The organism is Pseudomonas bohemica (assembly GCF_002934685.1).
In the GTDB taxonomy this organism is placed as follows: Bacteria; Pseudomonadota; Gammaproteobacteria; order Pseudomonadales; family Pseudomonadaceae; genus Aquipseudomonas; species Aquipseudomonas bohemica.
Window position 1 is genome coordinate 1 of record NZ_NKHL01000113.1, and the last position, 15,187, is coordinate 15,187.

At 62.5% G+C, this 15,187-nt stretch carries 6 protein-coding genes and 1 pseudogene; 1 reads left to right on the forward strand and 6 read right to left on the reverse strand.

The window, feature by feature from the left end:
- Nucleotides 1-589 precede the first annotated feature (589 nt).
- The 4 genes and pseudogenes from CE491_RS17955 to CE491_RS17970 all read right to left on the reverse strand — a co-directional run.
- Nucleotides 590-928, reverse strand: a complete 339-nt coding sequence (locus CE491_RS17955) for a hypothetical protein (RefSeq protein ID WP_110949679.1) — start codon at nucleotides 926-928, stop codon at nucleotides 590-592.
- A gap of 107 nt (nucleotides 929-1,035) precedes the next feature.
- On the reverse strand, nucleotides 1,036-1,491 hold the full coding sequence (locus CE491_RS17960) for a GNAT family N-acetyltransferase (protein ID WP_110949680.1): 456 nt from the start codon (nucleotides 1,489-1,491) through the stop codon (nucleotides 1,036-1,038).
- A gap of 22 nt (nucleotides 1,492-1,513) precedes the next feature.
- Complete coding sequence (locus CE491_RS17965) at nucleotides 1,514-2,254, reverse strand: SDR family oxidoreductase (protein WP_110949681.1); 741 nt, start codon at nucleotides 2,252-2,254, stop codon at nucleotides 1,514-1,516.
- Nucleotides 2,255-2,405: 151 nt separating this feature from the next.
- Nucleotides 2,406-4,460, reverse strand: a pseudogene (locus CE491_RS17970) (ATP-binding protein); the annotation flags it as partial.
- 369 nt (nucleotides 4,461-4,829) lie between these two features.
- On the opposite strand from CE491_RS17970, the gene CE491_RS17975 reads away from it, so the two are divergent.
- On the forward strand, nucleotides 4,830-5,237 hold the full coding sequence (locus CE491_RS17975) for a VOC family protein (RefSeq protein ID WP_234407622.1): 408 nt from the start codon (nucleotides 4,830-4,832) through the stop codon (nucleotides 5,235-5,237).
- Between the two features lie 53 nt (nucleotides 5,238-5,290).
- Here the strand turns inward: CE491_RS17975 and CE491_RS17980 are convergent, their stop codons facing one another.
- Together CE491_RS17980 and CE491_RS17985 are read right to left on the reverse strand one after the other, a co-directional pair.
- Nucleotides 5,291-6,016, reverse strand: coding sequence for a Crp/Fnr family transcriptional regulator (locus tag CE491_RS17980; protein ID WP_110949683.1), 726 nt, complete (start codon nucleotides 6,014-6,016; stop codon nucleotides 5,291-5,293).
- A gap of 75 nt (nucleotides 6,017-6,091) precedes the next feature.
- Nucleotides 6,092-14,752, reverse strand: coding sequence for a GH36-type glycosyl hydrolase domain-containing protein (locus CE491_RS17985; protein ID WP_110949684.1), 8,661 nt, complete (start codon nucleotides 14,750-14,752; stop codon nucleotides 6,092-6,094).
- Nucleotides 14,753-15,187: the final 435 nt, after the last annotated feature.

Sequence of the window (15,187 nt, forward strand, 5' to 3'; positions counted from 1 at the left end):
CGGATCAGGCCCTGAAGACTGACGCTATCCCTGTGGGAGCTGCTGGAGCTGTGCGACAGCCGCGAAAGCGGACTGCCAGGGAGCACAGGTATAACTGACCGACCGCGTTCGCTGCCGTCGTAACCTCCGACGTCTCCTACAGGGATAGCGCCGAGCTTCAAACCTCCTGTGAGCGTCCCATGGCGGCGGCTTCGCGGCATCGATGCTGATCGTCCCACGCAGCAGAGCTAGCGTTCGGCCTGCACCCGAGTCGCGTTCGGCGTGTCTGGAGATCTACAGCAGAGCAAACGCCGGATCAGGCCCTGAAGACTGACGCTATCTCTGTCGGAGCTGCTGGAGCTGTGCGACAGCCGCGAAAGCGGACTGCCAGGCAGCACAGGTATAACTGACCCACCGCGTTCGCTGCCGTCGTAACCTCCGACGTCTCCTACTGGGATAGCGCCAAGCTTCAAGTCCCCTATGTTGCTTTGCTTTTACCAATATCAGCGCCACGCTAATAACGGATATACCCTCAAAGCCCAACGCCGAAACCCCAAAAAGAAAAAACCGCCATCATCACTGACAGCGGTCCATTCACGACCAAACGAAATTACCAACGACCCTCCCCACGATGATCAAACTGACGGTCATACCCCCGACCGTAATACTCATGAGGCGGTGGTGGGGCGAAGCGACGGTACTCCACACGCTGCGCTGGCATATAGGCCACCGGCTGATACACGGGCTGATAACGCGGCTGTGGCCGGTAATCCTGATAATGAGAACGGTGGTGATCATGCTCCGAACCGCTGATCACGGTGGCCAGCACCGCGCCCACTGCCGCCCCGGCGATGACGGGCACAACCATATCGCGATCACTTGCCGACGCCGCACCCGCAGCGACCAGGCAACCGGACAGGATCAAGGCTTGGGTCATCTTCGAAATCATGGTGTCTCCTCTGGCGAGATGTTTGGGTTCGCCATGGATCTATGAAACACCCTTTCCCTGTAAACGAACGTCCAGACTCCGTAAACGTTGAGTAAAGAGTCAACAAATCACAGCACCTTACGCATGAACACCCGGGGAAAGCCATGCTCCGTGGCCCGATGAGTCTCCTGATAGCCCAGCTTCCGGTAGATCACCAGGTTTTCGCTCATCGACTCATGGGTATAAAGCCGAATCGCCTCGCAGCCCTGGCCACGGGCGTAATCCTCGGCAAACGCTATCAATTCCTTACCAATGCCCTGACCCTTGCAACGAGACGCCACGGCCACATTCCCCAGCAGCAGCTCATGCGCGTCCTGGCTCAGCACCAGCACGCCAATGATCCCGGAGTCGTCGGTGCGGACGAACACGATGTCGTGCACGATGACCCGCGTGTAATCCTCGAGCATCGGCCCTGGCTTCTGACCGATCCGCGCAATCCAGGGCGAGTACGCTTCATCGATGAGCACGGCGATGGAATGAGCCTCATCGGCTCGCGCTCGGCGAATATTCGCGACTGGGTTCAAAACCTCACGCTCCCCATCTCAATCAGGCAAACCCGCCATTGGCGCGCAACACTTGAGAGTTGATCCAGCCGCCATCCGGGCCTGCAAGAAAGGCCACCGCATTGGCGATGTCTTCAGGCGTGCCCAGCCGTTCCAGTGGCGCCAGGCTGGCGATCTGCCTGACCTGCTCCTCGCTTTTGCCTTCAAGGAACAAGTCGGTACCGACCGGGCCAGGCGCTACGGCGTTCACCGTGATCTGGCGTCCGCGAAGCTCGTTGGCCAGCACATGCACCAGGCCCTCGACGCCAGCCTTCGACGCGATGTACGGGCCGTAGGCCGGGAACGACTTGGCGATCACGCTGGTGGACAAGGCGATGATCCGACCGCCGTCCTCCACATGGGCGGCAGCCTGAGCCAGCACCAGGAACGCGCCGCGCAGGTTGGTGGCGATAACCTTGTCGAAGTCGGCGAGACTGGCCTGGCGGATCTTCGCCATTGGCATGACGCCAGCGCTGTTGACCACGACGTCGATTCGCCCGAAAGCCTGTTTGGCGCCGTTGAACAATGCGGCGACATTATCGGGGTTGCCGACATCGCCCTGAATCGCGATGGCCTTGCCACCGCTGGCTTCGATGGCGGCTACGGTTTCCTGCGCCCTGGCAGCGTTGCTCGAAAAATTGATCACGACCGCGAAACCGTCAGCGGCCAGGCGTTTGGCAATGGCTTGACCGATGCCACGAGAGCCGCCGGTGACGATGGCTGTCTTCAACGATGCTGTGTTCATGAGAGTGCTCCAGGTTGAGAGTCCGTGGGCCGAATCGCCCATGAGTCGTATCTTGCTGGTTTGCTTTGGTCGGATAAATCCGCATGAACTGGCATCACAGTTCGGTCAGAGCGAACAATCACTCAACAGGCAATCGCCCGTTTGCCGGAGGTCAGCTGCTCATCAATTCGCGCACCCGTAAAGTTAGCGCGTCCACCGCGAAAGGTTTGGTCAACACCCACATCCCCGCACCGAGATTGCCGTTGCCCAGGACCGCGGTTTCCGCGTAGCCGGTGATGAACAGCGTCTTCAAGTCGGGCCGGACCTCTCGTCCTGCGTCGGCCATCTGCCGGCCATTCATCCCGCCCGGCAGACCTACATCGGTGATCAGCAGATCGATATGCACGTCGGAGCGCAGGACAGTCAGCCCGGCGACACTGTCAGCGGCTTCCAGCACGGTGTAGCCGAGGTCGGCGAGGACGTCCATCAACAGCATGCGCACGGTCGGTTCATCGTCCACCACCAGGATCGTCTCGCTGGCCCCGGCCACCGGCCCCAGAGTGCTGCCGACATCGCTTTCTTCGGCCAGTGCTTCACCGTTGTAGCGGGGCAGGTAGATGCACATGGTAGTGCCTTCGCCCACCTGTGAATTTGCCCGAACCTGCCCGCCGGACTGCTTGGCGAAACCGTAGATCATCGACAGGCCCAGCCCGGTGCCCTGACCGATCGGTTTGGTCGTGAAAAACGGGTCGAACGCCTTGGACATGATTTCCGGCGACATGCCGGTGCCGGTATCGGTCACCGACAGAGAAACGTAAGGGCCCTCGGGAATATCGTGGGCACCCGCCACGTCGCGATCTATCCATTGGTTGGCGGTTTCTATCGTGATGCTGCCGCCTTCGGGCATGGCGTCGCGGGCATTGATGCACAGGTTCAGCAGTGCGTTTTCAAGCTGACCGGCATCCACCAACGTCGACCAGAGACCCGGGGCGCCAAGGGTCTGCAGGCAAATGGCCGGACCGACGGTGCGCTGGATCATGTCGGTAATACCCAGCATCAGGGCATTTACGTTGGTGGGCCTGGGGTCGAGGGTCTGCCGGCGGGAGAAGGCCAGCAGACGATGGGTGAGGGCGGCGGCGCGGCGGGTGGCGGCCTGTGCGGCAACGATGTATTTGTCGACGTCGTTGAAGCGGCCCTGAAAGATGCGGTTGTTCATCAGCTCCAGCGCACCGGATATGCCGGCGAGCAGGTTGTTGAAGTCATGGGCGATGCCGCCGGTCAGCTGGCCGACGGCCTCCATTTTCTGCGACTGTCGCAGTTTTTCTTCGGCCTGCATCAGCTCGGCGGTACGTTCGACGACCCGCTGTTCCAGGGTGTCGTTGAGCGCGCGCAGGGCGGCGGTCGCCCGATCGCGTTCGTCTTCGACCGAGCGGCGTTCTTCGACGTCGATCAGCACGCCGGGAAAGCGCAACGGCGTACCATCTTCGGCCAGTTCCACGCGGCCATTGGCCTCCAGCCAGTAATAGGCGCCGTCCACGCGCCGGACGCGGTATTGATGCACATAAGCGCCTCCCCGGCTGACGGCGGCTGTTATGGCGGTCTTGAGCCCCTCGCGGTCCTCGGGGTGGACGGTAGCGATCACCTGCCCAAGGCTAAGCCCCTCGCGACCCAGCGCCGGATCCAGGCCGAATGCCCGGGCAAAGGCTTCATCCACGGTGAAGCGATCGCTCGGCAGGTGCCAGTGCCAGGTGCCGATGATCGCGCCCGCTGCAAGGGCCAGCTGGACGCGTTCGACGTTCTCGCGGGCGATCGCTTCGCTGACCAGCAGGCGCTCTTGCGCTCGTCGGCGTTCTGTGACATCGCTGAAGAAAATCGCGATTTTGCGGTCCGCCGGGTTGCCGACGCGGATAGCCCGCACATCGAACCAGCGTTCAAAGTGACTCGCGTAATTTTCGAAGTTGGCAGGTTCACCGGTTTTCGCCACATGGCCATAGGTTTCGAACCAGAAGCTTTCCAGATCCGGGGCGAACTCGGTGACCCATTTCCCCTGCAGGTTGACGCCCGCCTGCCGTTCGAACGCCGGGTTGGCTTCGACGAAACGGTAGTCCACAGGATGGTCGTCGGCGTCGAACTTGACTTCGACGATGGCGAACGCCGCTTCGATGGTTTCCAGAATGGTGCTCGAGCGCTCATTACTCTGACGCAGGGCGGTTTCGGCGCCATGCATCCGAGCCAGCTCCATGCGCAAGCGCACGACCTCGGCCTCCAGCTCTTCTCGAGTCAGGCTATTCAGAGCTGCCCCCAGTGACGCATGGTGATTTCCCGTAATGAACGTGGCAGTCACCTGCCAATGCACAATCAAATCAGAAATGCCCGAAAGTTGCACTAGGGCGTCGGGCGTTGTTTTTCCAGAATAAACAGGGACATTGATCCCGAATGCCAGAGAATCCTGCACCGCATACAGCACGTGAAGTGTGGCATCAATGATTAAGTATTCCCGGCAGCTAGGCGGTGCTCCACGTTGATGGCAGATGCAGAGGGTGAGGGGCGCGAGTACGATGTGATCTGCGTCTAGCCTGGTGGATAGCTGCTGACGTTGACTGGCTTGAACCACCTGACGCTGGCGACTGTAAACCTGTCCCAAAGCGTCGAGTTCTATGTAGACCTACTGGGTTTCAGATTGGCTGCTCGTTGGGATAAGGGCGCCTATCTGATATTGGGAGATTTATGGCTATGTTTGTCCCTGGATAACAACCGCGCTTCGGAACGGTCCTCGGATTATACGCATTATGCTTTTTCGGTTGAGCAGCACGCTTTTGGACAGCTAACTGCGTATCTGCGGATGCATCAGGTCATTGAATGGAAACCCAACGCAAGTGAAGGCGACTCGTTTTATTTTCTGGATCCCGATAGGCACCGGCTGGAAGTGCATGTGGGCAGCCTGGCTTCGAGGCTAGCGCGATGCAGGCTACAACCTTATGCAGGCATGAAGTTTTTTGACTGAGGCCAACGGCATTGGAGCGTGCAGTCGCGCTCGACACGCTATGCGGCCACTCATCAATCATTCTGCCGCCGCGTGTAATGCAATAGCCGGTCGGTTTCGGTCTTGACCACCAGGTAGCATTCGCAGCTGAGCCTCTCCAGGCGCGGGCGGTCGAGGACGGTGATCTGACCGCGGCTGTATTCGATCACGCCCTGGCGCTGGAGTTTGCCGGCGGCTTCAGTGACGCCTTCGCGGCGTACGCCGAGCATGTTGGCGATCAGTTCCTGGGTCATGCTCAGGCGATTGCCGTGCAGGCGGTCCAGCGACAACAGCAGCCAGCGGCACAGTTGCTGGTCGATGGAGTGGTGGCGGTTGCACACGGCGGTCTGGGACATCTGGGTAATCAGCGCCTGGGTGTAGCGCAGCATCAGCAACAACAGGTCGCCATGACGATTGAACTCTGCCTTGAGCTTCTCGCCCGGCAAGCGCAATGCGCTCCCCGCGCTTTGCACCACGGCGCGACTGGAGGTGCTTTCTCCGCCCATGAACAGCGCGATGCCAATCAGCCCTTCGTTGCCGACCACGGCGATTTCCGTAGACGAACCATTTTCGGTCACGTGCAGCAGTGACACGATGGAATCAGTGGGGAAGTAAACATGGCGCAAGGTATCGCCCGGCTCGTACAACACATCACCCAGCGCCAGGCTGACCTGTTCCAGATGGGGCGTCAGACGCTGCAGATCGCTGGCTGGCAGCGCCGCGAGCAGATGATTGTGACTGGGCCGGGGTGAAGCATTCATGGCGATATACCGTGGCAGGAGAGCAGCGTGCAACTGCAGGGTACTCTTCTGTCCACGACCACTGGGCTTGGTTCACTATTTATCGACGGCGTGCGTGCGCTCCTCTGACCGATGGCGGTAAACCGCGCGGCAATCCACCACGACCCGGTGCTCGACGCCGTCGTCCTGCAGAACCAGCGCGCTGTCGTTCAGCCGTTCGCCGTCGAGGATCATGGACGTGACGGCCCCATCGCCCTGACGGACATCGAAGTGAAACAGCGTGGCGCCGAAACGGTACTGCAGCTTGAACCCCGGCCAGTCGTCGGGAATCAGCGGTTCGATCCGCAGCGACTGACCATTGCGCTGAACGCCCAGCAAGGATTCCACGATCAAGCGGTACATCCAGCCCGCCGAGCCGGTGTACCAGGTCCAGCCGCCGCGGCCTGCATGGGGTTCGGTGCCATAGACGTCGGCGGCCATGACGTAGGGTTCGACCTTGTAGGTGTCGATGCGGAGGATGTTCGCCGGGTGGGCGGGGTTGATCAGGCTCAGCACCTCCCACGCCTTGGCCGCATCACCCAGTTGCGCAAACGCCATCCCCGCCCAGACCGCAGCGTGGGTGTATTGACCGCCGTTTTCCCGCACGCCAGGCACGTACCCCTTGATGTAGCCGGGGTCCAGGGTGCCCTTGTCGAATGGCGGATCAAGCAGCAGGACTGCGCGAATGTCCGGTTTGACCAGATGTTCGTTCAGCGACTGCATGGCCTGACGCTGTCGACTGGTCGAGCCCACGCCGGAGAGCACTGACCAACTTTGGGCGATGGAGTCGATGCGGCATTCGACATTGCCCGCCGAGCCCAGCACCTGCCCATTGTCGAACCAGGCGCGACGGTACCAGGCGCCGTCCCAGGCATGCTGCTCGAGATTGCCACGTAACACGAGAGCGTTGTCGCTGCACGCCTGGGCGAACGCGACGTCGCCATGCAGACGCGCGGTCAAGGCAAATTGCTCGAGCACTTGATAGCTGAAGAAACCCAGCCACACGCTTTCACCGACGCCATGCTGGCCGACGCGATTCATGCCGTCGTTCCAGTCGCCGCTGCCCATCAGCGGAAGCCCGTGCTGACCCCGGCGCAGGCTGTGTTCGATGGCCCGCACGCAATGCCGATACAGCGATTCCCGCGTCGGCGAGGTACCCGGCAGGTCGTAATAGGATTCCTCGCCCGCCGCTAAAACACGCCCCTCCAGATAGCCTGCGGGCTCTTCCAGCACACTGAGATCGGCGGTCAGTTCGACGTAACGGCTGGTCGCGGCCGCCAGCCACAGGAAGTCATCGGAACAGGCCGTGCGCACGCCGCGATTCATCGGCGGATGCCACCAGTGCTGCACGTCGCCTTCGAGGTATTGATGGCTGGCACACAGCAGCAGGTGCGCGCGGACCGCAGCCGGGTCGGCGTGGATCATCGCCATGCTGTCCTGCAACTGATCGCGGAAACCGATGGCGCCGCCCGACTGGTAATAGCCGCTGCGCGCCTGGAACCGGCAGCCGATCACCTGATACATCAACCAGCCATTGACCATCACGTCGACCGCGGGCGAAGGGGTTTCGACGCGTATGACGCCCAACAGGGCCCGCCAGTGATCGCGTACTTTCTGCAGCTCCGTGGCTGCCGCCTGACTGCCCCTGAACTGCTGCACCAGGCCGGTGGCGGCGCGGCTCGAGGTCTCGGCGCCCAGACGCAGAATCACTTCCCGCGTTTGACCTTCGTCAAGCTCGACCGCAACTTGCAGCGCGGCACAAGGATCGAGGCCACCGCCCATGCGCCCGGACAACCCGGCGTGGCGCATCGCAGCCGGTTCGGCCAGGGTGCCGCCACGGCCGAGAAACTCGGTGCGGTCGCCACTGATGCCATGATCGATGGTGTCGGTGTCGAAGAACGCCACCCGTTCGGTGAACTCGATGGAATAGGCATTGCGCGCGAAGAAGGCGCCGCTGACCGGGTCTGACTGCGTCACCACATGCATCGCCGATTTACTGCGCAGATCGCCCAGCACCCACTCTACATAACCGGTAACGCTCAATGAGCGGCTGCGCCCGGAGCGATTGCTGAGCAACAGCCGTGAGAACTTGATCGGCGCATCCAGGGCCACGTAGACCCATAATTCGCTGTAAATACCGTCCTCTTCGTGTTCGAACACGCTGTAGCCAAAGCCATGGCGGGTGCGGTAGGCGCCGCTGCCGGGGCACGGTTGCGGTGTCGGCGACCAGAAGTGCCCGGTCTGTTCGTCACGCAGGTAAATCGCCTCGCCGCCGCGGTCGGTGACCGGGTCGTTGTGCCACGGCGTCAGGCGAAATTCATGAGCGTTTTCAGCCCAGGTGTAGGCGCTGCCTGCCTGGGAGAGCACGGTGCCAAGGCGCGCGTTGGCCAACACGTTGACCCAGGGTGCGGGCGTCGGTTCGGATGCCAGCCCGTCGATCACGTACTCGCTGCCGTCGGCACTGAAACCGCCGTAGGCGTTGTTCAGCAGCAGCGCAGCCGGGGCCAAACCCGGTTGGCTTGAGGGGCGCAGTTCAGGCTGATACGTCCGGGTCGCCACGAAGGGTGCATGCACCGGCGACAGTCGACGACGATGAAGCTGTTCGCTCAGCGTGCCGAGCCCATCGTTGAATACCAGCCGGGCTACGGACAGCACCAGGGTGCGGTCTTCGCTGGACATCTGCTGGGTCTGGCGCACGAAAATTCCGCCTGGACGGTCCACCAGCGTCGCCTCGCTGCCCGAGGTGATCAAGCCCATGATTGCGTCTTGCAGCTGCTGGCGATAGCCGGCCTGATCTTCATTCCAGATCAACAGATCCACCACCAGGCCTTTCTGTCGCCAATAGGCGTGGGCCTGCACCAATTGCTGCACCAGTCCGATGTTTTCCACGGTGTGGATCTGCAACAGCACGATCGGCAAATCGCCAGAAATCGCCTGCCCCCACAGCGCCGACTGATTGCGCCGGTTGGCGATCAATACGGCGTTGTCCCCGCGCATCGATGCATTGGCGTACAGCAGCGAGGCGGCCATCTGCTCGAATAACCGTGCGTCCGACAGCGAGGCGTTGAGCTGGCGCAGCAGCACTTGACTGTGGGTCCACGACAAATCGAACACCCGATCCGCCAGATGACGGTCGCGGTACTTGTTGATCAGGAACAGACAGCCATCGCGGCTATCGGCAATACCGGTGACCAGATCGATGGTGCCTTGCTGGCCGGGTTGCAGAGTGACCCTGCAGCGAATCGCGATGACCGGATCGAGTACCGGCCCGGCGGTGCCGGACAGGCGCGCGCAGTCCGGGTCCAGCGCGGCGGGGGTTGCCAGGTTGCGGTCGCGACCAATGAACCGGGCGCGGTCGGTTTCGTAGGAAATCGCATCGATGTCGACGCCATGGGCCGCCAGCAAGTGACACATCCACGGCGTGGCCTCGTCGCTGGCACGGGGGCGGCGATTGCAGACGATGGCCTGCAACTGCGGCAGTAACTCGGTCTGCACGAACAGTTTGCTGAACGCCGGATGCATCGCGTCGTTGCTCGGCGACGTGAGCACCACTTCGGCGTAGGTGGTGATCTCCAGGGTTTTCGCCACCGAGGCGCGGTTGGTGATGTGCAGGCGACGCAGCTCGATGTCGTCCTCCGGCGAGACAACGATCTCCATGTGGGTGTCGAAGTCCAGATTGCGCGCGCGAAACTCGGCGCGGGAATCGCTGAAGATCGCTTCGCGGCTCTCGGGTCGGTGCAGCGTGGGTTGATGTGCGGCCGACCAGAACGTGCCGCTTTCGACATCCCGCAGGTAACAGAACATGCCCCAGTTATCTTGTGAGACGTCTTCCTGCCAGCGGGTCAGTGCCATGTCGTGGCGACGGCTGTAACCGCCGCCCGCGCTGGAGAGCATGACGTGATAGCGACCGTTGGACAGCAATTGCACCGCAGGGCGTTTGCGTCCGGGGTCGACGAACACCCGCAGCCCGGCATCCTGGCCTTGGCCGCTATCGTCGGATATCGCTGACTGTGCGGCTTGCAGATATGGCGCGGTGGCGTTGGGAACGCGTTCCTGCAACAGCAGCAGGGTCGATTGCAGCGCCGGGTCGGCCTCGAAACGCCGTTGCATGGGTCGGTCGAGCAGGACGCTGGTCAAGGCCAGCAGGCTCATGCCCTGGTGATGAGCCATGAACGAATGGACCACGGCGAAACGTTGGCCGCGAGGCAAGCGGGCTTCGGTGTAATCCACCGCTTCGTACATCCCGAAGCGCCCGGCAGAGCCCTGCAAGGCGAGGCGCTGCAGGTTTTTGCAGGCCGCGTCCGCATCCACCATCAATGCCAGGGCGCTGGCGTAAGGCGCGATCACGATGTCGTCGCTGAGCCCGCGCTTGAGCCCGAGGCCCTGAACGCCGAAGGCGCGGTACTGATAGTTGGAGTTCGCATCGAGGGTGTAATAACCCGACTCCGAGACCCCCCAGGGGATGCCCAGGTTGTTGCCGTGTTCGATCTGCACCGCTACTGCCGAGCGGCATGTCTGGTCCAGCAGGCTACCGTCGTAATTGGGCATCACCAGCATCGGCATCAGGTACTCGAACATCGAGCCGGACCACGACAGCAGCGTCGGTATCCCGGCGTTTTCGCCCAACAGGCGACCCAGGGTGAACCAGGCGCGCTGCGGGATCTGTCCCTGGGCGATGACCACAAAATTGGTCAGCCGCACCTCGGAGGCGAGCAGGTCGTAATGGCCGGTGTCGAGCCGGCGGTCGTCGGCGTTATAGCCGATCACGAAGAGATCTCGAGGGCTGTCGTAGAGCAGCGAGAAATCCATCTGTGCCAGCGAAGTGGCCAGCGAAGCCAGACGATGCAGGGTTGCGAAGCGCTCTGCGGCGTCCCCGCGCACTCGCTCGACCGTTGGCCGATCCTCAGCGGCCCAGTCGGCCGGATCGAGGGACGCCAGTTGACGCAGCGTACCCGGCGAGGGCTGGCTCGCCGTCAGCGAGGCTGGCAGGCGATAGCGCTGTAACTCTTCGATCCAGTCCAGGCATTGGCGGGTGAACGCTTCCCGCCAATAGAGGCTTTCATCGTCATTGCCCAACTGCATGCTGGCAAGCATGATCCGGGCGGTGTGCAAGATGTCGGCAAGGGTGTCGATATCCGCCGCGTGGGCGGCGTGTTCGAGGCGTTTTCGCAGCTCGTTGAGCGCGTACTCATCGATGCCTGCCGCCTGTTGTGCTTCGGCAAGGGTGTCGAGGGTATCGTGCAAACCCTTGGCCACCGCCGGGCCGAACAGGGGCGCATCGGCCAGTTGCACAAGCCCTGTGCGCAAGGTCAACAGCAGCCCGACCAGGTTGCCGCTATCGACCGTGGAGATGTAATGCGGGCGTAGCGGTTCGAGGGTCTGCGTGTCGTACCAGTTGTAGAAGTGCTGCCGATGACGCTCCAGGCCGTTCATGCTGTCGAGCGAAGCGGCGAGCCGGGTCAATAGCCGCTCGGTGCTCAGGTAACCGAAGTCGTGGGCCGCCAGATGGGCCAGCAGCGCCATGCCCATATTGGTGGGCGAGGTGCGATGGGCGATCGCCGGTTTCGGCTCTTCCTGCACGTTGTCCGGTGGCAGCCAATTGTCTTGCGGGCCGACGTATTGGTCGAAAAACGCCCAGGTCTTGCGGGTCAGCACACGCAGGAAACGCAGCTCGTCGACCGAGGGCGAGAACACCGATTGTCGAGGCGCGGAACTCAGCCGCCAGGCCAGCCAGGGGCCAATCAGCCAGGCCAGCAAGACCGGGCTGGCAATGGCGAGCGTCAAAGGGCTACCCAATAGAACGGCCAGCGAAACGACCGCCGCGGCGGGGCTAATCCACATCTGCCGATAAAGCCCGGACAGGCTGTTGCCGAGGGTGCGCTCCACTTCACGTGAGGGTTGCCATTGCAACAGCAGGCGTCGGCTGAAGCCGATACGCCACAGCGAACGCAGGATTGCGTCGGCGCTGTAATACATCTCGAAAGGCAACCAGGCGATGGTCAGGCAGGCGCAGGCCAGGTCGTGCCCCAGGTGCCCCGATACCGCGCCGAAATGCGGGCGGTAAGGCACGTCGTTGGGTGCGTACAGCGCGTCGATCAGCGCTCGGAGCGTCGGCTGAATGACCAGCAATCCGGCCACCGCCACCGTCCAGCCCAGAGGTTCTGTGCTGGAAAACCAGCCCCAGGCGAACATCACCAACAGCGCCATCGGCTCCAGGCTGCGGCGCAGATTGTCGAGGATTTTCCAGCGCGCCATGGTGCTGAGTCGGTTGCGTACCCATGCGTGATCGGCGTTGCGCGCGCGGGGCAGTGTCCACGGCAGCAGTTGCCAGTCGCCGCGTATCCAGCGATGTCGACGTTTGACGTCCACTGCGTAGCGCGAGGGGTATTGCTCGTAGAGCTGCACATCACTGAGCAGCCCGGCGCGGGCGTAACAGCCCTCGATCAGGTCGTGGCTGAGGATCTGGTTGTCCGGCAGGCAGCCTTCCAGCGCGCGGGAGAAGGCATCGACGTCATAAATGCCCTTGCCGATGAAAGAGCCTTGCTGGAACAGGTCCTGATAGACGTCCGACACCGCGCGGGTGTACGGATCCACGCCCGCATCGCTGCCGAACAGTCGAGCATAGATCGAACGCGTGGCGCTGGTCAGGCTGACGCCCACTCGCGGCTGGAGTACGGCGTAGCCGGAAACGATCTGCTCGCTCACGTCGTCGAACACGGGCCGGTTCAAGGGGTGCATCATCGCTGCCACACATTGACGGGCGGCATCCCGTGGCAGCAGGGTGTCGGTGTCCAGCGTAATGACGTAGCGCACGCCTTGCAGCGGCGCGATGTCGCCGACGATCGACTGGAAGCGTTCGCGGCCTTCGCCTCGCAACAGGGCATTGAGTTCCACCAGTTTGCCGCGCTTGCGCTCGTGGCCCATCCACACTTGCTCGCCAGGGTTCCACAGCCGTGGGCGGTGCAGCAGGAAAAAGCGGTCGCCCTGGCCGTCGGCGTATTTTTCATTGAGCGAGGTGATGGCCTGGCCGCCTTTGGCGAGCAGTTCGGCGTCCAGCGGTTCAGCGGCCTGAGCGGCATCCAGAAAGTCGCTGAGCAACGCGAAATACAGATTGCGGTCGCGGTTGGCCAGAAAGCGTACCTCCAGGCCTTCGACCAGTTCGTCGACATCCACCAGCGTAGCGATCAGCGTCGGAATCACCACCAGGGTACGCGCGCTATCGGGGATGCCGGTGGCGTAATCCATTTTCGGCAGCACGGCGGGCGGCATGCTGAAGGTCACCAGCCAGTTGATCAGACCGATCGCCAGGCGGCTGGTCATGATCAGGCACGGGATCGCCAGCAGGATCAGCGCGATAGCGGATGCGCCATCGCCCGACGCCGAGGCCAGCAACGGCCAGGCGAACAACAGCGTCAGCAGCGCCACCGGCGCCAGGTAAAACATCAACGGGGACAGCAGCACCAGACGCTTCCAGCGCTCGTGAATCGGTATACGGGCATCGAGCTGCCGTTCGAGGGTCGAGAGCCCGGCGCTGATCAGGTAAAAGCCGACATGATGCGCGAGCCGGTCGCCGGGCGCGCTGGCGCGGCGCTGGGTCGCCAGATCGATGGCAGCGCGCGCCACCTGGATTTCTGACTGCCCAGAACTGCGCCGGGCCAGGCGTTCGATGACATGGCGGTAACTGTCGCGGGTGCCGAAATCCATGGCGGGGTAAATCCGCGCGGGGTCTTCGGCGAGGGTCTGCTCGACGTGGCTCATGCTTTCGACGAACTCGCGCCAGTCGATGGCCGACAGCAGGCGCAGACTGCCAATGCTGTTGCCGATGGACACCTGATCGGCGGCCTGTTGCTGGGCATCGAGCTGGACCTGCCGCTCGATGCTCGAACCGGTCTCGCTGAGCACCTGCTCGATCCAGTTCAAGGGCATGGCCAGGGCTGCGCTTTGCCCTTGCAGGCGCCTGGTGAACTCGGCGACGAAGGCCGCAGTGATCGGTGGCGCCGAGCGGGCCATGTCGGCCACGGTGAGCACCACGCTCTTGCTGTCCTGCTCGGAGATCTCGATCAGCCGTTCTGCCCAGTCGTCGGCCAGGTTGCGCTCCTCGGCATTGGCCATCACTCGCGAGGCAACCCGGCGCAGGTTTTCGATCAGGGCCAGGCGCAACATGATCGGGATCGCCCACAGTTCGCCAAGGGCCAGCGGCACTACCGTCTGATAAGACGTGATAAAGCGGCTCAGGCTCTGCTCGTCAACGCGTCCGTCGCCGTGGGAGATGGTTTCCAGGGCAATGTCGTAGACCCGAGGCAGTCCGGCGGAGGGGCCGTTGATCAGGCGCGGCAGCTCGCGGCTGTAGCCTTTGGGAAGGTGAGTTCTGGCGGTGCGAATGTGGTCTTCGACCAGGAAATAATTGTCCAGCAACCATTCTGCTGCCGGTGTCACTCGCCGACTGGATTTCTGCGCCCGGGCCAGCGCCGTACAACTGCGCAACAGCAATTGTTCGTTGTCATCGAGCCGACGCAGCATCGAGTCGCGCGCCGACAGGGCGCTGAGTCGATGCAGCCCGGCCAGGGCGATCCCGTGGCTTGCCATCTGATCGGCGCTGAACAGCTCCGAGCGCAGCATGGGTTCGTATTCGAATCGAGGTGAGGAGAGCCGACCGGTTCGGCCAAAATCAAGCGTACGCGCGGCTGCTTTTTGTATGCGTGTCCAAATGCTGTTCATAGAGTCTCAGGTCTGAATACGCAATGCAGATGCGCATTTTGAGAGGTGCACCAACGCGTCGCGCCAGCAGCGACAGCGCCTTCGGGACGTAGCGTTGCAGCCACGAGTGTGGCTTTCGGGGCGCGCGCCTGTCTGTTCGCTGGCGCACATAGCGGGGGCGGTCAGGGCTCTATCACGGGGAAGGTGGATGTCACCCCGAGGCATCCTGGACACGCCCATCCGCGAGAGGCGTTTCAGAGACGCGGCGTTTGGATAACGGTAGGCTCTGCGCGATGCCTAAAACACCGCAAAGATCGCCGCGCTGGACGAACGCGTCGCACAGATGAACGCGCTGCGCAACCTGCTGGCTGAACGGGCGGCGCAGGTGTGTCCGTTATTGGGGGAGGGCTGACTCGCTTCGCAAGGCGCTTCGCCAGCCAGCGCGGATGCTTGCAG

Coding starts and splice junctions, on each gene's coding strand:
- CE491_RS17980 (WP_110949683.1), bottom strand. CDS start 6,016: ATGAATGCTTCACCCCGGCCCAGTCACAATCATCTGCTCGCGGCGCTG.
- CE491_RS17955 (WP_110949679.1), bottom strand. CDS start 928: ATGATTTCGAAGATGACCCAAGCCTTGATCCTGTCCGGTTGCCTGGTC.
- CE491_RS17985 (WP_110949684.1), bottom strand. CDS start 14,752: ATGAACAGCATTTGGACACGCATACAAAAAGCAGCCGCGCGTACGCTT.
- CE491_RS17965 (WP_110949681.1), bottom strand. CDS start 2,254: ATGAACACAGCATCGTTGAAGACAGCCATCGTCACCGGCGGCTCTCGT.